Source organism: Streptomyces sp. NPDC058469 (assembly GCF_042721125.1).
In the GTDB taxonomy this organism is placed as follows: Bacteria; Actinomycetota; Actinomycetes; order Streptomycetales; family Streptomycetaceae; genus Streptomyces.
The window spans coordinates 141703-163347 of the sequence record NZ_JBHXME010000003.1 but is presented as its reverse complement, the minus strand read 5'-3'; the positions used below and the strand labels follow the sequence as shown (position 1 = coordinate 163347).

At 70.8% G+C, this 21645-nt stretch carries 16 protein-coding genes; 7 read left to right on the top strand and 9 right to left on the bottom strand.

Annotated features, from left to right (window positions below):
* Nucleotides 1-45 precede the first annotated feature (45 nt).
* The 8 genes from ACFWP5_RS03155 to ACFWP5_RS03120 all read right to left on the bottom strand — a co-directional run bounded on the left by ACFWP5_RS03155 (nucleotide 46) and on the right by ACFWP5_RS03120 (nucleotide 9403).
* On the bottom strand, nucleotides 46-1731 hold the full coding sequence (locus ACFWP5_RS03155; RefSeq protein ID WP_384149356.1) for a protein kinase: 1686 nt from the start codon (nucleotides 1729-1731) through the stop codon (nucleotides 46-48).
* A 198-nt stretch (nucleotides 1732-1929) separates the two neighbouring features.
* The gene (locus ACFWP5_RS03150; protein ID WP_384149353.1) at nucleotides 1930-2436 is read right to left on the bottom strand and encodes a DUF4440 domain-containing protein; all 507 of its coding nucleotides are present in this window, start codon (nucleotides 2434-2436) and stop codon (nucleotides 1930-1932) included.
* 57 nt (nucleotides 2437-2493) lie between these two features.
* Nucleotides 2494-3654: a M24 family metallopeptidase gene (locus ACFWP5_RS03145; protein WP_384149351.1), complete on the bottom strand. Its 1161-nt coding sequence runs from the start codon at nucleotides 3652-3654 to the stop codon at nucleotides 2494-2496.
* 447 nt (nucleotides 3655-4101) lie between these two features.
* On the bottom strand, nucleotides 4102-5076 hold the full coding sequence (locus ACFWP5_RS03140; RefSeq protein WP_384149349.1) for an oligopeptide/dipeptide ABC transporter ATP-binding protein: 975 nt from the start codon (nucleotides 5074-5076) through the stop codon (nucleotides 4102-4104).
* Nucleotides 5073-5867, bottom strand: coding sequence for an ABC transporter ATP-binding protein (locus tag ACFWP5_RS03135; protein WP_384149347.1), 795 nt, complete (start codon nucleotides 5865-5867; stop codon nucleotides 5073-5075). Before ACFWP5_RS03135 ends, ACFWP5_RS03140 begins: the two co-directional genes overlap by 4 nt.
* The gene (locus tag ACFWP5_RS03130; protein ID WP_384149345.1) at nucleotides 5864-6766 is read right to left on the bottom strand and encodes an ABC transporter permease; all 903 of its coding nucleotides are present in this window, start codon (nucleotides 6764-6766) and stop codon (nucleotides 5864-5866) included. The genes ACFWP5_RS03135 and ACFWP5_RS03130 overlap by 4 nt, the downstream gene beginning before the upstream one ends.
* Complete coding sequence (locus ACFWP5_RS03125; RefSeq protein ID WP_384149342.1) at nucleotides 6763-7842, bottom strand: ABC transporter permease; 1080 nt, start codon at nucleotides 7840-7842, stop codon at nucleotides 6763-6765. Before ACFWP5_RS03125 ends, ACFWP5_RS03130 begins: the two co-directional genes overlap by 4 nt.
* Nucleotides 7817-9403 carry an ABC transporter substrate-binding protein gene (locus ACFWP5_RS03120; RefSeq protein WP_384149340.1) on the bottom strand — a complete coding sequence of 529 codons (1587 nt, stop codon included), beginning with the start codon at nucleotides 9401-9403 and terminating at the stop codon, nucleotides 7817-7819. Before ACFWP5_RS03120 ends, ACFWP5_RS03125 begins: the two co-directional genes overlap by 26 nt.
* 171 nt (nucleotides 9404-9574) lie before the next feature.
* Between ACFWP5_RS03120 and ACFWP5_RS03115 the strand changes: the two genes are divergently transcribed.
* The 7 genes from ACFWP5_RS03115 to ACFWP5_RS03085 all read left to right on the top strand — a co-directional run bounded on the left by ACFWP5_RS03115 (nucleotide 9575) and on the right by ACFWP5_RS03085 (nucleotide 20014).
* Nucleotides 9575-10222 (top strand): Lrp/AsnC family transcriptional regulator, encoded by a 648-nt coding sequence (locus tag ACFWP5_RS03115; RefSeq protein WP_384149338.1) that lies wholly within the window; start codon nucleotides 9575-9577, stop codon nucleotides 10220-10222.
* Nucleotides 10223-10587: 365 nt separating this feature from the next.
* Nucleotides 10588-12558 carry a hypothetical protein gene (locus ACFWP5_RS03110; protein ID WP_384149336.1) on the top strand — a complete coding sequence of 657 codons (1971 nt, stop codon included), beginning with the start codon at nucleotides 10588-10590 and terminating at the stop codon, nucleotides 12556-12558.
* Nucleotides 12559-12704: 146 nt separating this feature from the next.
* On the top strand, nucleotides 12705-14798 hold the full coding sequence (ligA, locus tag ACFWP5_RS03105) for an NAD-dependent DNA ligase LigA (protein WP_384149334.1): 2094 nt from the start codon (nucleotides 12705-12707) through the stop codon (nucleotides 14796-14798).
* A 381-nt stretch (nucleotides 14799-15179) separates the two neighbouring features.
* Nucleotides 15180-15752 (top strand): hypothetical protein, encoded by a 573-nt coding sequence (locus tag ACFWP5_RS03100; protein ID WP_384149332.1) that lies wholly within the window; start codon nucleotides 15180-15182, stop codon nucleotides 15750-15752.
* A gap of 158 nt (nucleotides 15753-15910) precedes the next feature.
* The gene (locus ACFWP5_RS03095; RefSeq protein WP_384149330.1) at nucleotides 15911-16771 is read left to right on the top strand and encodes a PaaX family transcriptional regulator C-terminal domain-containing protein; all 861 of its coding nucleotides are present in this window, start codon (nucleotides 15911-15913) and stop codon (nucleotides 16769-16771) included.
* A 179-nt stretch (nucleotides 16772-16950) separates the two neighbouring features.
* Nucleotides 16951-18303, top strand: a complete 1353-nt coding sequence (locus ACFWP5_RS03090) for an alpha/beta hydrolase (protein WP_384149328.1) — start codon at nucleotides 16951-16953, stop codon at nucleotides 18301-18303.
* Between the two features lie 103 nt (nucleotides 18304-18406).
* Nucleotides 18407-20014 (top strand): MFS transporter, encoded by a 1608-nt coding sequence (locus ACFWP5_RS03085; RefSeq protein WP_384149326.1) that lies wholly within the window; start codon nucleotides 18407-18409, stop codon nucleotides 20012-20014.
* A gap of 39 nt (nucleotides 20015-20053) precedes the next feature.
* Here ACFWP5_RS03085 and ACFWP5_RS03080 read toward each other — a convergent pair whose 3' ends face one another.
* Nucleotides 20054-21436 (bottom strand): DEAD/DEAH box helicase, encoded by a 1383-nt coding sequence (locus ACFWP5_RS03080; RefSeq protein ID WP_384149324.1) that lies wholly within the window; start codon nucleotides 21434-21436, stop codon nucleotides 20054-20056.
* Nucleotides 21437-21645: the final 209 nt, after the last annotated feature.

Genomic DNA, 21645 nt, shown 5'->3' with positions numbered 1-21645 from the left:
GTCTCGGCCCCGACCTTGTGACCGGCGTACAGCGCCGCAGCCACCTCAACTCGCGGTATTGGTCTGCCAGATGACCTCGGCGTCGGTCGCTATGACCATGTTGCCGTCCTCCAGCACCTTGAGCGAGGCACCGGTGGCACCCTGCGTGTTGCTGCTCCACAGGGCCTGGTGCTGGGCGTTGTAGATCACGAGGTTGCCGTCCTCCTGGAACACGGCCGTGTTGCCCGCGCCTTCGGTCTGGCTCGCCCAATGGGCCGTTCCGGACGCGTCGTAGAGCACGAGGTTGCCGTCCGCCTGCATGATCAGTTTCGAGCGCACGGTCTGGATGAACTTCCCGGCATCGAACGTGAAGGGGGACTTCACCACCACGGCGTCGGGCAGCTTGTTCTCACCTGTGCCCGAGGCGGAAGGAGACGCCGTCGCCCCGCTTGCGGACGGCGAGGCCGACACATGGGCGGCGCGGCCGGCGCTGGCGGACGGTGTGACATCTGCGGACGCCGAGTCCTTGCTCTTGCCTTCGCCCTTGTCGTCGAAGGTGTTGAACAGGAGCAGCCCGGAGCCGGCGACGACGACCAGCGCGGCCGTGCCGATGACGGTCCATAGCCTGCGACGCCCGCGCTCGCTTCTGGGACCTCCACCGTCCGGGTGCGGACTCGGACCGGTTCCCGCCGGGTATGGGCCATATATGTCTGCCGCGTGAGGCTGCGTGGGGGTATCGAGGCCCGGGTTCGGCGCGAGGAGGGTGGCGGCGTGGGCCTCCCGCGAGGCGCCGTCCATGGCCGCCGTCGCCTGCGGGGCGAGGGCCGTTGCCACATCCGGGGCGGCGGATGACACACTGCCCCCTCGGTCGGCGACGGTCGCGGCACGTTCCCGATCCGTCAACGAGCCCACGGCGAGCGCCCGTTGGTAGGCGGGATGGTGGACCAGATCGGCCTCGGCCCGGCAGAGTTCGACGATCTGCTGCGGGGTGGGGCGCCGGGCGGGATCGCTCTGCGCGCAGGCCGCGATCAGCTCGGCGACACCGGCATCCACACCCCGCAGGTCGATCTCCCCGTGCACCGAACGGTAGGACACGGCCGCGAACGGCCCATCGCCATAAGGCGGGCGGCCGGTGACGGCGAACGCCAGCGTGGCACCGAGGGCGAACACGTCCGCCCCCGGACCGGTCTCGCCGCCCGTGATCGTCTCCGGTGCGATGTACCCGGGACTGCCCATCGCGCCGCCGACCTGCGTCAGGTTGGACGTACCGGTGGTCCTGGCGATGCCGAAGTCGATCAGTTGAGGGCCGGTGGCGGAGAGAATGACGTTGTGCGGCTTGAGGTCCCGATGCCACACACCGCGTACGTGGATGGCGTCCAGCCCCTCGGCCAGGGCGGCCAGCATGACCCGGGCCAGGTCGGCCGGGAGCGGCCCGTTCGTCACGACCGCGGCGTGCAGCGTCGGCCCCGGCACATACTCGGTGGCCAGCCAGTACGGCGGCGTGTCCAGCTCCGCGTCGATGAGCGACGCCGTGTACGCGCTGCGGACCGTGCCCAAGGTCTCCACCTCGCGGCGGAACCGGCTGAGGGCGTGTTCGTCATGGCGGAGGTGGTCGTTGATCACCTTGACGGCGGTGGGGCGGCCACCCGGCGAACGCGCGAGGTACACCCTTCCCATACCGCCCTCGCCGAGTCTGCCGACCAGGCGGTAGCGACCTATGTGCGATGGGTCGGAGCCATCGAGCGAAAGCACGGGACATGTCCTCCTTGGGTGGAACCGACAGTCACCGGATCCACCGTGAGGTCAACTCGGCTGGGCTCCAACCCCGTTGCCCAGCGGGGGTGCGGGGGTGCGACACCAGTCCTCGGACGACACGTCCGGACCGGACCCCGACATAGTAGAGGGAACAGGCCCCTGCGCCTCACCTGTCACACTATTCCCAACTCGCAGTCAGTGACCCGGGGTTGTCGTTGTCGCACTGCCGGTACTTCTCCGCTGCCCCGGAGCGCTCTGGACGTCCTCGTGCAGGTGCACGACGAGCCAGTGGCCGCCGGGACGCGCCCGTCGCAGGACCGCGGTGTTGCGGGCCAACTCCGGTGGCGCCGCCCGGAAGTCGACCCGTAGCCAGTAGCGGGCCACGGCCAAGTCTCCGAAGACGTCGACGACTTGGCCGTACGCCGTGAGACCGGTCTCGGCGGGACCGTCGTCGGACGTGGGACGGGCATCCCGGACGCGGTTCAACTCCGTTCTGCCACTGATGAGTTCAGGGGTCGCCGAGTCCCAGATGGTGGCCTTGGGGTCGAGGAAACCGTCGATGCGATCGCGGTCGCCTGCGGTGTAGCCCTCGTACATGCCCGTGATCACCGTCCACACGTCGGCCAGGTCGTCGGGTGCGCCACCCGGGCGGGCGCCGCGGTCGGCGGCGGGACGGGCGGAACGGGGCGGTGGAGGGGGCATGGCGGATCCTTGGGTGGGTCGGTCGGTGAGCGGGTGGTGGGGCCGGTGCGGTCCGCGTCAGGGCAGGACGACCAGGTCCCGGGGCGTGCGGTTGAGGCGCTCACCGCCCTCCTCCGTGCAGATCACGATGTCCTCGATCCGGGCTCCGTAGCGGCCGGTCAGGTAGATGCCGGGTTCTACGGAGAAGGCCATGCCCGGTGCGAGCGGGAGCGGGTTGCCGGTCACGATGTAGGGCTCCTCGTGGCTCTCCAGGCCGATGCCGTGTCCGGTGCGGTGGATGAAGTGCGGGCCGTATCCGGCGTCGGTGATGATGTCCCGTCCTACGGCGTCGAGTTGACCGGCCGTCATACCCGGCCGTACGGCGTCGGTCTGGGCGCGTTGGGCGTTCAGCAGTACGTCGTGGAGGCGCCGGAAGTCGGCGGGCGGCTCGCCCACCGCGTACACCCGGGTGGAGTCGGAGCAGTAGCCGTCCAGGGTCGTACCACCGATGTCGACCACCACGGGGTCGCCGGGGAGGATCGTGCGGTCGGAGAGTTCGTGGTGCGGGCTGGCGCTGTTCGGGCCGGAGCCGACGATGACGAAGTCGACCCGCACGTGCCCCTCGGTGACGATCGCGTCCGCGATGTCCCGGCCGACCTCGCGTTCGGTACGTCCGGCCCGCAGCCACTCCCCCATGCGGGCGTGCACCCGGTCGACGGCCGCACCGGCCCGGCGCAGGGCGGCCGCCTCCTGCGGGGTCTTGCGCATCCGGAGCTCGTTCAGCACCTCTCCGGCCAACTCCTGGTGAACACCCGGCAGTTGGGTGCGGAAGGCGATGGTCTTCTCCGCCCACATGCGGTTGTCGACGCCGACGCGGGCCGTCCCGGCGGGCAGTCGGGCCGCGACGAGGGCGTAGGGGTCGTCGGTCTCGCCCCAGCCGGTGATCTCGATGCCCAGGTCACCGGCCGGGGACGCCTGGGCGGCGAGCTCCTCCAAGGCCGGTACGAGGAGGAAGGGGTCGCTGTCGGCCGGCAGGACCAGGCAGGTCAGCCGTTCCAACGGCTTGGCGTCGTAGCCGGTCAGGTAGCGCAGGTCCGCGCCGGGCGAGATCAGCAGGGCGTCCAGACCGGCTCGGGCCGTGGCCTCCCGGGCACGGTGGAGGCGGTCGGCCGGGTACAGGTTCGCCGGCGGCTCGGCGGGGTGGGGCTGGTCGTCGGCGGGCGGTGGGGTGGCGGACATCGGTTCTCCGTGGGGTTCGGTGCGCGGGTCGGCGTGAGGTTCAGTGGGTGAGGTTCTGTGTGTGGGGGAGTGCGGGGCGCCGCTGATGCGGCCGCTCCGGGCACGCGGGCGGCGGCGGGCAGGGCGCGATGGTCACGTCCCGGTGGAGTGGCCCTCTCCCTGTGGAGCAGCGGTCTCCTGGTGGAGCGATCGTCAGGGGGCGACGCTGTGATCAAGCGTTGCCGGGGTGAATCGGTGCCGCGTGCGGGCCGGTAGGGGCACGGCTCGGTGCCGTCTGTCGGCCAGTACCGTCCGGATCGGCGCCACGTCCGGACCAGTCCTCGTGCGGACCAGCCCCGCCTGCCGGTCACCATCAGCCCGGATCAGCGCCGCCCGCCGACCAGTTCAGCGCCTCCTACGGCCCGCTACCGACCCGGATCGCCGCCAAGCCTGACGCCACACCCCCACTCACTCCGCGTACAACCGACACGCCACACCCCCTGCGATCAACTGCGGCTCCTCCCGGTCGCAACCGTCGAAAGCCTGCGGGCAGCGCGGATGGAAGCGGCAGCCGCTCGGCGGGTCGGCGGGGTCAGGCACATCGCCGGGGAGTTCGGCGGGCAGTACTCCCGCCCCGTCAGGCTTCGGTACGGCGGCCAGGAGTGCCCGGGTGTACGGGTGGCGCGGGTCGGCCCACACCTCGGCGGTGGGGCCGGTTTCCACGATCCGGCCGAGGTACATCACGGCGATCCGGTCGGCGATCAGCCGTACGACGGACAGGTCGTGGCTGATGAACAGCAGCCCGGCGCCCGACTCGACGGCCAACGACCGCATCAGCGTGGCCACTTGGAGCTGCGCGGAGGCGTCGAGGGCGGAGATCGGTTCGTCGCCGACGAGCAGCCGGGGGCGGGCGGCGAGTGCGCGGGCGATGGCGATGCGTTGGCGTTGGCCGCCGGAGAACTCCTGCGGGTAGCGATCGGCGGCACTCGTCGGCAGGCCGACCCGGGTCAACAGGTCCTCCGGGGTGGTGCCTTCGACCGGCTCGCCCCGCCCGGCCGCCGTACGGATGCCGTCGGCGATCTGCGAGCCCACCCGGCGCCGGGGGTTGAGGGAACCGTACGGATCCTGGAAGACCATCTGGACGCCGGTCAGGGCCAGTTCGCGGCGGCGCACCCGCAACGGGCGTACCGGGGTGCCGTCGTAGGTGATCCGGCCTTCCGCGGGTGCGGTGAGGCCACAGACCGCGCGGGCCAGCGTCGACTTGCCGCAGCCCGACTCGCCCACCAGGCCCACGACTTCACCGGCCCGCACCTGGAGGCTGACCCCGGCGACGGCGCGGGTGGGCGGGGCGCCCGGCCGGTGGTACTGGACCACGAGGTCGTCGACCGAGAGGAGAGGGGCCGTCGAGCGGGGGGTCATAAGGGTCGGCATACGGGTCGTCATACGGTGCTCCTTCCGGGGAGCGCGTCCAAGAGCGTGCGGGTGTAGTCGTGTTGCGGGTCGGTGAGGACCCGGCCGCGCGGACCCGTCTCGACGACCAGGCCGTGGCGCATCACGCTCACCTCGTCGGCGATCGCGGACATCACGCCCAGGTCGTGGGTGACCAGCAGGACGGCGAGGCCGAGGTCGTCGCAGAGGCCGCGGAGGAGGCGTAGTACCCCGGCCTGCACGGTGACGTCGAGGGCGGTGGTCGGTTCGTCGGCGATCAGGACCTTCGGTTCGCAGGCCAGCGCGATCGCGATGGCGATGCGCTGGCGCATGCCGCCGGAGAACTGGTGCGGGTAACGGCCCAGCGCCTCACGGGGGTTGGGGATGCGGACCTGCGTCAGCAGTTCGGCGGCCCGCTCCTTCGCCGCCTTCCGGTTCAGCTTCAGGTGGTGGCGCAGGTGGTCGGTGAGCTGGTGGCCGATGCTGAGCATGGGGTGCAGGCTGGTGGACGGGTCCTGGAACACCATGCTCACCGACTGCCCGCGCAGAGCGGTCAGTTGACGGGATGGCAGGGTCAGCAGGTCGGTGCCCTCGAACGCGATCCGCCCGCCGGTGCGGGAGCCGGGCGGCAGCAGACCGAGCACGGCCAGGCCGGTCATGGTCTTGCCCGAACCGCTCTCCCCCGCGAGCCCGTGGATGCGGCCGGGCTGGAGCGCGAGATCGACGCCGCCGAGGATGCGGGCGCCGCCCAGGTCGAGGGTGAGGCCGCTGATCTTCAGTACGTCCACAAAGTCGCCGTCGGTCATGCCACACGCTCCTTCTCCGCGCCGATCGTGCGGGCGGTGCCCGGGTCGAGGGCGTCTCGGAGTGTGTCGCCGAGGAAGTTGAAGGCGAGGACCACGGTAAGGATGGCCAGGCCCGGGAAGACCCCGATCCACCACTTGTCGAACTGCTGCGTGCCGTCCGCCACCATCGCCCCCCACTCGGCGGTCGGCGGCTTCGCACCGAGCCCGAGGAAGGACAGCCCGGACAGCAGCAGCGTCGCGGTGCCGATGTCGAGGGTGGCCAGGACCAGCAGCGGGCCGAGCACGTTGGGCAGGATGTCGATGCGCAGCGAGCGCCAGGCGGAGAAGCCCAACAGCCGTCCGCTGAGCACGAATTCACGGTTCCGCAGCCCCATGACCAGGCCCCGGGTGACCCGGGCGTACGACGGCCAGGAGACGACCAGGACGGCCAGTACCGCGTTCTGCAGGCTGGCGCCGAGCGCGGCGGCGACCACCATCGCCAGGATGACGGTGGGGAAGGCGAACACCAGGTCCGCGATCCGCATCACGGTCTCGTCCACCCACCGGCCGAAGAACCCGGCGCAGGCCCCGAGCACCCCGCCGACCAGCAGCGACATGGCCACCAGCAGCAGGGCGAGCGGGATGGAGACCCGGGCGCCGTACAGCACGCGGCTCAGTACGTCCCGGCCCAACTCGTCCGTGCCGAACCAGTGTCCGGCGCCGGGGGCGGCCAGCCGGGGCAGGTTCTGCGCGAGGGGGTCGTGCGGGGCGAGCAGCGGGGCGGCGACCACGATCACCAGCCAGAACACCGCGACCAGGCCGCCGGTCACCGCGAGCGGTCTGCGCCAGGCCGGCGGCAGCCGTCGTAGGAGACCGCGTTTCACCGCACCCTCGGGACTCCGCTCAGGACTGCGTTTCACTGGACCCTCACCCTCGGGTCGATCACGCCGTACAGGACGTCCACGGCGAGGTTGACGGTCAGGTACACCAGGCCTACGACCAGGCCGACGCCCATCACGGCAGGGAGGTCGAGGGTGGTCGCGCTGCGGTAGGCGTAGGCGCCGAGGCCCGGCCAGGCGAAGATCGACTCGACCAGGACGGTGCCCGAGAGGAGGGCGCCGAAGGCCAGTCCGGCGACCGTGATGACGGGGACGAGGGCCGCACGGAGGACGTACTGGAAGAGGACCGTGCGGGCGGGCAGGCCCTTGGCGCGGGCCGCCCGGACGTAGTCCTGGTTGAGGACCTCCAGTACGGCGGAGCGGGTGAAGCGGGTGAGGAGGCCGACGGTGTAGGCCGTCAACACCAGTGCGGGGAGGGCGAGATGGCTCACCGCGCTCCAGAACACCGGCCACTGTCCGGCGAGGGCCGCGTCGACCGTGTAGAGGCCCGTGACGTGCGGGGGCGCGGTCATGCCGGGGTCGAGTCGGCCGCTGCCCGGCGCCCAGCCGAGGCGGTAGAAGAAGACGTAGAAGGCGAGCAGGGCCAGCCAGAAGGTCGGTACCGAGACTCCCAACAGGCTGACGACGCGGAGGAGTTGGTCGGTGAGGCGGTCCCGGCGCAGTGCCGCTGCGACACCGAACGCCACGCCCACGATCAGGGAGACGACGATCGCGGCGCCGGCGAGTTCGAGGGTGGCGGGGACGGCCGTCGACAGGTCGGTGAGGACCGACTGGTGGCTCTGCTGGGACTCGCCGAGGTCGCCGTGGAGGAGGTTGCCGAGGTAGGTGACGTACTGGACCGGCAGCGGCTTGTCGAGGCCGTAGTGGTGGCGGAACTGGGCGACGATCGCCGGGTCGCCGATCGCACGCTGGCCGAGGTTCGCCGCCGCGGGGTCCCCCGGGACCAGGTTGGTGAGGACGAACGTCACCAGGGTCACGCCGAGGGCGAGGAGCGCGGCCGTGGCTGTGCGGCGGAGGAGGAAACGGGCGAGGGGGTGGCGGGCGAGGAGACGCCTGCCACCGCCCCCTCCCTTACTTGGCGCCAAGCGCGGCGACATCGATCGTCCATACGGGGTTGTAGGCGACGCCGGTCACGGACGCGGCGGAGACGGTGTTGCGGCTGGGCTGCATCAGGGGGATGAAGGGGCCGGAGGCGTTCATGCGGGTCTGGATCTGCTCGTACAGGGTCTTGCGGGTGTCGTCGCCGATCGTCGTCGCCGCCTTGTCGCCGAGTGCGGTGAGGGTGGGGTCGGCGCCGGCCTTCCAGCCCGCGCGCAGACCGACGAGGTCACCGGGGAGGAAGGTCAGGTAGTCACTGGGGTCCGGGTAGTCCGGGCCCCAGTACCAGAGGCCCAACTGCTCTTTTCCGTTGCGGTAGTTGTCGAGTTCGGTGGTGGTCGGCGCGGGCGCGAGCGTGACGGTGATGCCGACCTCCTTCAACTGGGCCTGGACCCGTTCGGCGAGGGTCTGCAGGGACAGTCCGTCGACGGTCAGGTCGCTGGCGTAGCCGAGGGTCACGGACGGCTTGCTGATCCCGCTCGCCTTCAGGGCCGCCTTCGCGCCGGCCAGGTCCCGGGCGGTGGCCTGCGAGGCCGGCAGCGCGCCGAGGAAGGTCGACGGGATGATGCCGGCGGGCTGGACGGAACCGGTACCGGCCAGCGACAGCAGGCCCTTGTAGTCGATGCCCTTGCGTACCGCCTCCGCGAACTTCGCGTTGGCCGTCGTGCTGCTGACCTTGGTGTTCTGGTTGAGCAGCAGGAAGATCACGTCCGAGGACGCGCCGCTGTCCACCTTGAGCCCACCGCCGAGGCCGCTGACCTGGTCGGAGGTGAGGTCGAGGGCGATCTGGCTGTCGCCGCGCTGGACGTTCAGCTTCTGGGTGGGGGCCTGGACGTTGCGGATGACGATCTTGTCGTAGGTCGGCTTGTCGGAGCCGGTGTACTTCGGGTTCTTCGTCAGGACGACCTGGGTGTTCGTGTTGAACGAGGTGAGCGTGTACGGGCCGGAGCCCGCCGACGCCGTGTTGAGGTACTTCTCCGCCGCGTCCGTCGCGGTCGCCGAACCGCCGTGGGCCTGGACCGTCTTCGCGCTGAGGATGCCGAGCGCGGGATTCGGGAGGATGAAGGGCAGCGCCGGGTTCGCCTTCTTCGACACCAGGGTGACGGTGGACGCGTCGGTCTTCGTGACCGTGACTCCGTCGAGCAGGAACGACGGGTTGCCCTTGAGCGCGATCACCCGGTTCAGCGAGAAGACGACATCGTCGGCGGTGACCGCCGTGCCGTCCGCGAACTTCGCGCCGGTCCGCAGGTGCAGGGTGAGCGTCTTGCCGTCCTTGGACTGTTCGTACGAGGACGCGAGGCCCGGCACCGGCTTGGTGACGTCGCCGCCCTTGAAGGACAGCAGCGTCTCGTAGAGCGCCTTGTCCACGATCTGCCCGGTCGGCTCGAACTCACGGCCCGGGTCGGCGGTCTTCAGGTTGAACGACGTGTCGACGACCAGGGTCTTGCCGGCCGAGGAGCCGGTGGCGCTCGTACCGCCGGAGCAGGCGCTCAGGGCGAGCGCCGCGACCGCGACGAGAGGGAGTGCCACCGGGTACGACCCGGCACTGAATCTGGGCATGCGTGCCTCCGTGGGCAAGACAGAGCGGGGCGGAGCGGAAGAAGGCCGGGCACGAGCGGACCGGAGCCGGGAGGGGACGTGGACGATTCGCCGTTAGGGTTGGCTGAAACTAACCAGGACTCTCGGCGGACGGGACCAGCGCGAGACGTAATGCAACGGAGAGGCGCGAACATGGAAGATCTGTCGACCCCGGAGACCCCGGGCGAGCGCCGCTCTGGACGGATCGGCATCGGTCTTGCCCTGGATTCGGTGCATTTCAAGATCCTCGACGTGCTCCGTACACAGGGCCGTATCTCCGTCGCGGCCCTCGCGGAACGCGTCGGCGTCTCCCGGGCGAACGCCTACGCCCGCCTCGAAGCCCTCCGCGCCGACGGCGTGATCAACGGCTTCAGCGCACGCGTCGACCACAACCGGGTCGGGCTGGAGATCTGCGCCCTGATCTTCGTCACGGTCCGCCAGGAGCTGTGGAACCAGTTCCGTACCGCGCTCGCCCAGATGCCGGAGGTGGAGTACTGCGCCGTCACCACCGGTCAGCACGACGCCATGATCCAGATCCGGGTGGCCGACGTCACCGCCGTGCACCGCCTGGTCACCGACCGGCTGTCCACCATCCCCGCGGTCCGCGCGACCGAGACCGTGATCATCCTCGACGAGGTGCTCCGCCGCCCCTACGTCCTGCCGTCCGCGCCCCGCCCCACCGAATCGGCGGCCGGCACCCCCCAAGACGCCGCCGGAACAAGCCAGTTCGGCATGACCCGCTTCATCCGCGCCGCCGAGGGACGGGCCGATCTGCAACGCACGTCCGAGCCGGAGGACTGACAGGCGGCCGCGCGCCGTTTCCCGTCGGGGACGCGGGCGGCGCGGCGCGATGTGAGCGGGCGGGTGCGATCTCCGGGCCGGAGCCGCCCCACCAGACACCGAAGTCCGCCCCGCCCCACCAGACACCGCCGCCTGCCCTACGACCGGACAGCACAAGGCCCTATTGACATGCCTATGCCAGCCTGTTGGACTAGACCAACTCTGCGGGACGGCCTGATCACGGGCACCGCCATCGCACCAACACCAGCACCACCGACACCACCACCGGCACCCCTCCGATCAGGCCCTGCCCAGAGCGCTCCTGACCAGAACGCTCGAACAGGACCGCCGGACCGCCGATCGCGGTTCCGCGGAGGGGAGACCATATGCGCGCAAGCACTCACCGCTACCGCTTAGTCGGCATCCTGACCGTCACCCTGCTCAGCGCGGCCATGTCCGTCGCCGGTTCACCGGCACACGCGGATCAGCGCACCGAACAGAACCGACCCGACCGGATCGCCCAACAGATCACCGAAGGGCTCCAGTTGGCGCAGAAGGGCGCGGCCGGCCCGGGCGGACTGACCTTCGATCCGTCGCTGGCCCTGCTGCCGGCCGAGGCCCGGGGCAGGGTCAACTTCCTTCAGGCGGACGTGGATCGGGGAGCCCGCGGCAAACTCCGGGCCGCGCGGCGGAACACGGCTGGGCTCGTGGCCGCGACGCCGTACACCGAGAAGGAACCCGTGGGCACGCTCGGCGCCAATGACACGCTGCCGACCGCCGAACGCATCGCCGGTTTCGGCACCGGCGACCGTCAGAACTCCGCGGTCGCCATCGCCGGGGACCTCGCCGACGACCCCAACATCCCTACGCTGCCTGCCGGTTCGGAGGACAACGGGGCCATCCCGCTGGCCTTCGACACCGGTGTGTCCGGTGCGCGGCAGGCCCTCAAGACCACCGGCGTCATCGGTGACGGACCGCACGGCAGCGCCGGTGACGGTCACGGCGACTTCGACTTCGACAAGGTTTCCGGAGTACCTAACGGCGTACCTCTCACGGTGGACGTGGGCGCCCAGGGCGACTTCAACGCGATCGCGCGGCTCTACGACGCGAACGGCGGCACGGTGTTCTGGGCCGACGACCCGTCGAGTGGAAACGTTTCCGTGAGCCTGGCGCTGCCCACCACCGGGGACTACTACCTGATGGTGGCCGGGTCCGGGCCGAACATCGGCTCGCCCACCGACCCGAACGACCCCGCCAGTGGCGCCGGCGTTGGGTCCGAGGGCGCGTACAGCCTCAAGCTCTCCACCCAGCAGGGCGGGGACCAGGACGTCTACGGCGTCAGTCTGAAGGCCGGCGACGTCGTCGGGGCCACGGTCACCGGCAGCGGACACCATCTGTCCTTCTACGACGCCGCCGGCACCGAGCTCATGGGCTCGACCCTTGACGCGAGCGGGAGTTACGCGTCGGCGTCGCCCCTGCCCGGCGGCGGCAACGCCACGGTCGACCTCGTGGCACCGCGCGCCGGCCGGTACTACCTGGCCGTGAGCAACGGCGTCGGCGCCTACCGTGCCGAACTGGAGGCCTACCGCCCGGGAACCGAGGTGGAGCGCAAGGGCACGGTCCAGACGCTCTTCCTCGACTTCGACGGTGCTCGTGTCAACACGTCGATCTTCGGCGCCGGCGGAGCGCAGCACGACCTGTCACCGATGTCGGCGTTCCTGGCCGGCTGGGGGCTCAGCCCAGCCGACGAGAACAAGGTCATCGACGCCGTCGTGGCCTCGGTGAAGGAGAACATCGCCACCGACCTCGCCGCGAAGGGCACCGACCCGCACTTCGCCGTCAGGGTCCTCAACAGCCGTGACAACCCTGACCCGTTCGGCCGGCCCAACGTCAGCCGGGTCGTCGTCGGCGGCACCATCGCCGAGTCCGGCATCCCGACCATCGGCATCTCGTCCTCGATCGACCCCGGCAACTACGGTCACGAGGACACCGCCCTCATCCTGCTCGACCTGCTGAGCGCGGCGGCGCCGAACCCGAACTCGCTCAACAGCTACCTGGGACCGCAGAGCGACAAGATCGGCTTCATCGGCCGGGGACTCGGCAACATCATCACGCACGAGATAGGGCACTACTCCGGCAACTGGCACACCGACCAGTACGACGACACCGCGAACCTGATGGACCAGGGCGGCAACATCGCCCAGATGCTCGGCATCGGGGCGGACGCTATCGGCGGTACGGCGGACGACGTGGACGTCGACTTCACCACCGACTCGTACACCCCGCAGGAGCCGTTCACCGGTTTCGAGGACACCCTGAACACGACCGCCTGGGCGTACAGCCGCGGCCTCGGCTGAACGGGGACGCGAACGCCTCGCGGCCTCCTCGCCCGCGCTCCCGTGGACGGGGAGGCCGCGTGCCGGTGTCGCTCTCGCCGTCGCGTGGCCGCGCGACGACCCGTACGACCAGGGCATTGTCAGTGGTGGCAGGCAGGATGAGAGTCATGACAACTCCTGCAGCTGTGATCGTGGATGCCGTCGCCTACGCGCAGGCGGTCGAGGACGCGGTGAAGGCGTCGGCCGCCTACTACGCCGGCGGCACCTCCGCGCTGGACGACGACTCCTACGACCGGCTGGTGCGCGGCATCGCCGCATGGGAGGCCGACCATCCCGACGAGGTGCAGGCCGACTCCCCCACCGGGAAGGTGGCCGGCGGCGCGGCGGAGGGCGATGTCCCGCACACGGTGGCGATGTTGAGCCTGGACAACGTGTTCTCCCCGGAGGAGTTCACCACCTGGACCGCCTCGCTGGCGCGAAGAATCGACCACGAGGTCACGCGGTTCAGCGTGGAGCCGAAGCTGGACGGCCTGGCGATCGCGGCCCGCTACACGCGCGGTCGCCTCACCCGGCTCATCACCCGCGGCGACGGGACGGCCGGGGAGGACGTCACCCACGCGATCGGCACCATCGAGGGCCTGCCGCAGGAGCTGTCCGCGCCGGTCACCGTCGAGGTGCGCGGTGAAGTCCTCATGACCACCGCCCAGTTCGAGCACGGCAACGAGGTCCGCACGGCGCACGGCGGCCAGCCCTTCGCCAACCCACGCGGCGCCTCCGCAGGCACCCTGCGCGCCAAGGAGCGCGCCTACACGGTGCCGATGACGTTCTTCGGCTACGGCCTGCTCCCCCTCGCCGACACCGAGGCCGAGCTCGCGGCACGGCTGGCCGAGCTCGCGCACAGCGACCTCATGACCCAGGCCGCCGCCTACGGGGTCAACACCACGGCCACCACCGCCGTGCCCGGCATCACCGCCGACACGGTCGAGGAGGTGCTGGTCCGGGTGCAGGAGATCGCGGCGCTGCGGGCCCAACTGCCGTTCGGGATCGACGGGATCGTCATCAAGGCCGACCTCGCCGCCGACCAGCGGACCGCCGGTTCGGGCTCGCGGGCCCCGCGTTGGGCGATCGCCTACAAGCTGCCCGCCGTGGAGAAGATCACCCGGCTGCTGGAGGTGGAGTGGAACGTGGGCCGCACGGGCATCATCGCCCCGCGCGCGGTCCTGGAACCGGTGGAGATCGACGGCGCCACCATCACCTACGCCACGCTCCACAACCCGGGCGACATCACCCGCCGCGACCTGCGCCTGGGCGACCACGTCATGGTCCATCGCGCCGGTGACGTGATCCCCCGCATCGAAGCCCCGGTCGCACATCTGCGCACCGGCGACGAACAGCCCATCGTGTTCCCCGAGGTGTGCCCGCGCTGCGGCTCCGGCATCGACACCAGCGAACTGCGCTGGCGCTGCGAACAGGGCCGCAACTGCCACCTGGTCGCCGCCCTCTCCTACGCCACGGGCCGCGACCAGCTCGACATCGAGGGCCTGGGTCACACCCGCGTCGTCCAGCTCGTCGACGCCGGTCTGGTCGCCGATCTCGCCGACCTGTTCGCCCTCACCCGTGAGCAACTCCTGGGCCTGGAGCGGATGGGCGAGACCAGCACCGACAACCTTCTCGCGGCGATCACCACGGCCAAAGGGCAGCCGCTGTCGCGGGTGTTGTGCGCGCTCGGGGTGCGCGGTACCGGCCGCTCCATGTCCCGCCGTATCGCCCGCTACTTCGCGACCATGGACACCATCCGTGCCGCCGACGCGGAAGCGATGCAGCGGGTCGAGGGCATCGGCACGGAGAAGGCACCCTCGATCGTCGCCGAACTGGCCGAACTCGCCCCGCTGATCGACAAACTCGCCGCAGCCGGGGTCAACATGACCGAGCCCGGTGCCACCCCGCCCGCCCCCACGACGGACGACGCCGCTGCCGACGGCACGGAAGCCGCTGGTACGGCCGACGACGGGCCGCTGGCCGGGATGACGGTGGTCGTCACCGGCGCGATGACCGGCCCCCTGGAGAAGCTCAGCCGCAACCAGATGAACGAACTCGTCGAGCGCGCCGGTGGCCGTTCCTCCTCCAGCGTCTCCAAGAAGACCACCCTGGTCGTGGCCGGCGAGAACGCGGGATCGAAGCGGGCCAAGGCCGAAACCCTCGGCATCCGCCTCGCCACCCCCGACGAGTTCGCGACCCTGATCGCGGAGTACCTCAACTGAGGCCTGCCGCAGGGGGTGTTCAGCGTGGGGTGTCCAGCGAGAGGTGTTCAACGTGGGGTGTTCAACGTGGGGTGTTCCGCAGCTCACAGTCCCCGACGGGACATGAGCGGGAACAACTGGGGCGGGTCGCCCGTTCATCTACACGTGGCTGCGGAGGGGACAGTGTCCCCGGGCCTCACCTATAGCCCATGGGGACGATCGTCCGGCTGAAGCCCCATGGAGCCCCTCGCCGAGAGGCGACCGCCCTCCGCACGCCACCACGTACGGCCCCGGCTGGTCTCCCCCGTCCAGCCGGGGCCTCTTTCACTCTGAGGAGCGACCTTTCGCACTCCGCGACAGGGGCAGAATGGACGCCACACAGCCGCTGCGGATGGGGAGTTCATGGACACGGGTACGTTCGATGCTCTGACGGAGTCGATGAAGAGCGCGTACGTCGCGGGTCTGAGTGAAGGCGCCGTGCCTCGCCCGGTCATCATGCCGCTCGTACGCGGCCAGTTGGTCGGCCTGATCTGGCTCCGCCCGGTCAAGTCCGGCGAGGACGCGCTCACGGCGATCGCGTCGCTGTCGAACATCGCCGCGGCAGCCGGCGCCGATGAAATCGTGCTCGCCTGGGAAACGCAGGACGTCGCCACCACCTGCGAGCTCCCCGCCGACGGCCCGTCCCCCTGCCTCAACATGGTGCACGCCACGAAGGACGGCCACACGCTCCACCAATTCCCGTACACCGAAGGCGCCCTGGCCGACACCCCCGAGAGCTCGTCGTCGATCGAACCCCACTGGCAGCCGGCCCCGACTCCCCAGCCCGACGGCACACTGGTACCGCCCGTCCAGGCAGCGGTCGACTACGCCTTCACTCCCCTCGAACTGGACCACCCCTCCCCGTTCGGCGTCACGGTCGTCCTGATGGAAGAGGACGGTTACAGCCTGCGCCTGACGGAGGCGTTCGCCCTCTGAGTCGCGATGACTACGCCACCGTTCACCGGGCACAGCAGCTCCCGCGTAGAAGGTGGCTGCCTCCCGGCACTCAACCCTCGGCTGATATCCGATTGCCGTTACAGACACGACACAGTTAACGGAACAGAGGCTCCCCACCCCCGCCCCGGGCCTACGCTGTGCCCGTGACCAGTGTCGACGTCGCCGCCGCACCCGCCGCCGAGAGCGGTCCCGAGCCGCGCACCCAGTCCCTGATGCTGACCTTCTTCGGCGCTCACGTGCTGGGGCGGCCCGTCGCCGTGTCGTCGGGCAGTGTGATCGCCGCTCTCGGGAGGGTGGGGAGTACCGAGGAAGCGGTGCGGACCACCCTGAACCGCATGGTCAAACGCGATCTGCTGGAGCGTCGCCGCCAGGGCCGCAAGACGTACTTCGCACTGACGCCGCACGCCGTGCAGGTGCTGACGGACGGCAGGGACCGTATCTGGCAGACCGGTGCGGTGAACCGGGACTGGGACGGGCGTTGGACGATGGTGGGCTTCTCGCTGCCCGAGGCGTGGAGCCGCGAACGGCACGATCTGCGCTCACGCCTGATCTGGGCGGGCTTCGGCCCGCTGCAGAACGGCCTGTGGGTGGCCCCGGCGCCCGTCGACGTCCGCGAGATGGTGGCCGGGCTCGGTCTGGAACCGTATCTGCGGGTGTTCCGCGCGGAGGTGGAGTCGCCGACCGACGTCCGCGAGGTGCTTGAGCAGGCGTTCGACGTGCCGGCGATCGGCGCACGGTACCGGGCGTTCCTGGACCGCTGGGACCGCACCGACCCCCTGCCGGCAGCCGCCTCCGGCGACGACCTCGCGGGTCAACTCCTGATGCACACCGACTGGTTGGATCTCGTACGACGGGACCCGCATCTGCCCGCCGAGCACCTTCCCGCAGACTGGCCCGCCGCGCAGGCGGAGACCGTCTTCCGCGGGCTGGCCAGCCGCTGGGACCGCCCGGCGGCGCGCGCGGCCGCACGCCTGTTGGACACCCTGACGCTCGACTGATCCACACCCGGGTCCACGGGTCCACGCGCGGATCCGTCTGCCTCAATATTGGTCACTCTATTGACGGCCATGAAAAAAGAGCCCTACATTCGCACCGCTCTTCCAACTCTCGCTCTTCCAACTCGCACGTCCAGCACGCTCCCCCAATCGGTCCCCACTCGACTCGCGGAGCCGCCGTGATGCCCCGACCCCGTCTCTCGACCCTCGCCGCCGCCTGCGCGACCGCCCTCGCGACCGCCCTGATCGGCCCGGCGACCGGCGCCCACGCCGCCGGCGCCGGCCACTACTCCGGCACGCTGACCGACGGCGCCACCTGGATCGCGGACACACCCGAGCAGTGGAACGGCACCCTGCTGCTGTTCAGCCACGGCTTCGGACCGACCAGCGCCGCCGACGCCCCGTCGCCCGCCGCGAGCCAGGCTTTGCTCGACGCCGGTTACGCCCTGGCCGGGTCCTCCTACAACCCCAACGGCTCGATGTGGGCGCTCGATTCGGCGGAGCGGGACCAGTTCGCCGCGCTCACCGCCTTCCGCCGGCAGGTCGGCACACCGACCCGGGTCATCTCGGTGGGCCAGTCCATGGGCGGCCTGGTCAACGCCCAGATCGCCCGGGACGGCGCGGGCCGCGTCGACGGCGCGCTCGGCCTGTGCGGCCTGGTCGCGGGCGGCGTCGATCTGGACAACTACCAGCTGGACGCCGAGTACACCCTGGCCACGTTCTTCGACCCCGCCGACGCAGACAAGCTCGTGAACCTGGGCAACCAGACCGACGGCGCCGCCCTCGCCGCCCGGCTCACGACGGCCGTGGAGACGGCGCAACAGACCGCAGCGGGCCGCGCCCGGATCGCCCTGGCCGGCGCCTACCTCAACCTGGCCGACTGGGCTCCCGGCCAACTGCCTCCCGCGCGCGGCGACTTCGCGGGCCAGGAGCAGCAGCAGTACGCATGGCTGGCTCAGGGGCTGCTCTCGTTCATCGTCCCGGCGCGCTGGTCGGTGGAGCAGTCCGCCGGCGGCAACACGTCCTGGAACAGGGGCGTCGACTATGCCGGGCTGCTGCACGAGTCCGCCCACGTCAAGCAGGTCGAGGCGCTCTACCGTGACGCGGGGCTCGACCTGCGTACCGACCTGAACCGGCTCACGCGCGACGCGGACATCACCGCCGACCCGGCCGCGGTGGCCCGTCTGAAGCGGACCTCGACCGCCGGGCAGAGCCTGGCCGTGCCGCTGCTGGACCTCCACACCACCGCCGACCAACTGGTGCCCGTGGAACAGGAGTCGGCGTTCGCCGGGCGGGTGCGCGCGGCCGGCGACGCCCCACTTCTGCGCCAGGCCTACGTGTCCCGCCAGAGCCACTGCAACTTCACCACCGCCGAAGTGGTCGCCGGTCTGCACGCCGTGGAACAGCGGCTGGACACCCGGCACTGGGGCGACGCCGCCACCGCAGCCCAACTCCAGCGCAGCGCAGACGAGTTGGGCCTCGACGGCGCCGCCTTCACCGACTACCGGCCGAGCCGTCTGACCGGTACCCGCTGATCCCGAAGCGTTCTCCCCCCGGCTCTCTCCCCGACCCTCTCCCCGGCTCTCCTCGATCCTTTCCCCGTCCCCAGCTCGCGCGCCTCAGGAGCCCTCCGTGTCAATGACGACCGAACCCTCCACCAGGACCGCCACCGGCCCCGGTCTGACCACCGGCACCCTGGTCGCCGGTCTTCTCGCCGTCTGCCTCGCCCAGATCGGCCTGGCCATACCGGCCACTCTCAACGGGCTGTTCCAGTCCGACCTGCACCCGGTCGGCTCCCAACTCACCTGGATCTCCGACGCGTTCCTGCTCCCGGTCGCCGTTCTGGAGCTGACCTTCGGCCTGCTCGGCGACCTCTTCGGCCGTAAACGACTGCTGGTCGGCGGCGCTTCGCTGCTGGCCGTGGGCGAGTTGGTCAGCGCCACCGCCTCCGGCGTCCACCAACTCTGGGCCGGGCAAGCCCTCGCGGGCCTCGGCGCCGCCGCCCTGTTCCCGACCTCGCTGGCCATCCTGGCCGCCGGCACCACCTCGCCCGCGCAGCGCGCCCGGGTCATCGCGATGTGGGCGGCCCTGCTCTCCACCGGCGGGTTCCTCGCCCCGCTGCTCGGCGGCGTCACGGCCACCTACGGCTCGTGGCGTTGGTCGTTCGTCGTGGTCACCGCCATCGCCGCGGCGAGCGCCGCCGTCAGCGCCCTGTTCGTCGTCAACTCCAGCGCCCCCGAAGGCCGTTCGCTCGACATAGCGGGCCAACTCACCATCGGCCTCGGCCTGTTCGCTCTCCTCTACGCCATCATCCAGGGCCCGACGGACGGCTGGGCCTCGCCCTCGATCGTCATCGCCTTCGTCCTGGCGGCCGTGTTCCTCGCCGCCTTCGTCCTGGCCGAGAAACGCGCCAAGTCCCCGCTCCTGCGCCTGGATCTGTTCGCCAACCGTGCCTTCGCGGTGGCCTCGGTCGTGGCCGTGGTGGGCATGTTCGCCTTCCTGGGCACCGCCTACTCCGTCAGCATCAGGCTCGGCCCGGTGCAGGACCAGGCCCCGATGCGGACGGGTCTGGCATTCGTCCTGCTCAACGGCATCACCTTGGCGATGCTGCCCCTGACCGAACGGCTGCTGCGAACGGTCGCACCGGGTCTACTGCTGGGCTCCGGGCTGCTGTTGATCGCGGCGGGCGACTACTGGGCGGCCACGCTGCCGATCACCGACACCGCGTTCACCTCGCTGATCGTGCCGCTCGGTCTGGTCGGCCTGGGCTTCTCGGTCACCGTCACCTCGATCACCGCGACGGCCGTCAACACCGTGCCGACCCACCTGGCCGGCATGGCGAGCGCCACCACCAACCTGCTCCGGGACTTCGGCTTCACCCTCGGCCCGGCCGTCATCGGCGCCGTCGCCCTGAGCCGCGCGGCCAGCAGCTTCTCCGACTCCCTGCACGGCTCCGCCCTGCCGCAGGCACTGAAGGGCGCGGGCACGGCCGTACTGGAAGAAGGCGGCCCACTGGCGGTGAACGGCGCCTCGGCGGCCTCGCCGAAGCTGGCCGACCTGCATCCGCTCGCCCTGGACGCCCTCGGCCACGGCTACTCGATCGGCTTCGTCGTCTGCGGCACGGCCGCACTGTGCTCCGCGCTGCTGGCTCTCGTCACACTCCGCGGCCGTGCCACTTCAGATGGCGATGCGGCTTCACATGGCGATTCCGCTTCACGTGACGCTCCCGCGGAGCAGAAGCAGTAGTCGTCCCGCAAGGGCGGGGGCGAGCGAACTCCGCAGGGGTCAGCGGCTCTTGCGTACCCTCGCCGCCGCGCGGGCTTCCGCGGCCTTGCGGGCCTCGGCGGATTTGCGGGACTCCTTGGTGGGACGGCCCGGGCGGGTGCCCATGCCTCGGAAGGGAGCGTTGCCGCCGCCGGCCTTCGTCCCGGTCGGCGGGCGTTTGGCGCCGGTGATGGCGGTCAGCTTCTCCTCGCCCGAGCGGACCTGTGTGACGGTCGGCCGGATACCGGCGTCGGACATCATCCGGTTCACATCGCGCCGCTGGTTGGGGGTGACCAGGGTGACCACGCTCCCGGACTCGCCGGCGCGCGCCGTACGCCCGCTGCGGTGCAGGTAGTCCTTGGCGTCGGCCGGCGGGTCGACGTTGACGACAAGGTCGAGGGCGTCGATGTGGATGCCCCGAGCGGCGACGTTGGTGGCGACCAGCACGGTGATCTCACCGTCCTTGAACTGGCCGAGCGTGTGCGTGCGTTGGGGCTGCGACTTCCCGCTGTGCAGGGCGGACGCCCGTACGCCGCTGGCCCGCAGGTGACGGGTGAACTGGTCCACCGCGGCCTTGGTGTCCAGGAACATCAGCACCCGGCCGTCCCGTGCGGCGATCTCGGTCGCCGTCGCGTACTTGTCGGCGGCGTGGATGTTCAGCACGTGGTGTTCCATCGTCGTGACCGAGCCCGAGGCCCGGTCGACCGACGCGAGAACCGGGTCGTGAAGATGGTCCTTGACCAGCTGGTCGACGTCATGGTCGAGCGTGGCCGAGAACAGCAGCCGCTGCCCGTCGGAAGGGATCTGCCCCAGGATCTCCGAGACCTGCGGCAGGAACCCCAGGTCACACATCTGGTCCGCCTCGTCCAGCACGGTGATCCGCACGTGGTTCAGGAGGCAGTCCCGGCGCGACACCAGGTCGCCCAGCCGCCCCGGCGTCGCGACGACCACCTCGACGCCCGTCCGCAGCAGTGCCTGCTGCCGGTTGATCGACAGCCCGCCGACCACCGTCGCCAGCCGCACCCCCATCGTCTGCGCGTACGGCGCCAGCGCGTCGCTCACCTGCTGTGCGAGCTCGCGAGTCGGCACCAGGACCAGGGCGAGCGGTCGCTTCGACTCCGCCCGCCGTCCCGCGAGCCGTACCAGCAGCGCGAGCCCGAAAGCCAGTGTCTTGCCGGAACCGGTCCGCGCCCGGCCGAGCACATCGCGCCCGGCCAGCGCGTCGGGCAGCGTCGCCGCCTGGATCGGGAACGGTTCCGTCACCCCGAGACCGGTCATCGTCTCGACCAGCTCGGGCGGCAGTCCGAGCGCGCCGAAGGAAGCGGCCGGCACCACCTGCGGCGCTACCGCCGACCCGTGCTCGCGGGCACGGGAGTGTCCGGCGGCCGACGGCTTCGCGTTCATGGGGAACCTTCCTCAGTCCGATGCCCGCAACGGCACCGGGGTCCGTACCCCTCGGTACGGACCCCGGCAGCGTCGAAGCGTTCACCCATTTTACCAGCGGACCCCGAGGTCGAACATTCACGGAGAAGGAGCTCGGCAGTATGGCGGTCGGTCGCGGCCGGTCCGCCAGTAGGCTGTGACAGCTGCGCCACCCCACCAACACCCCTTCC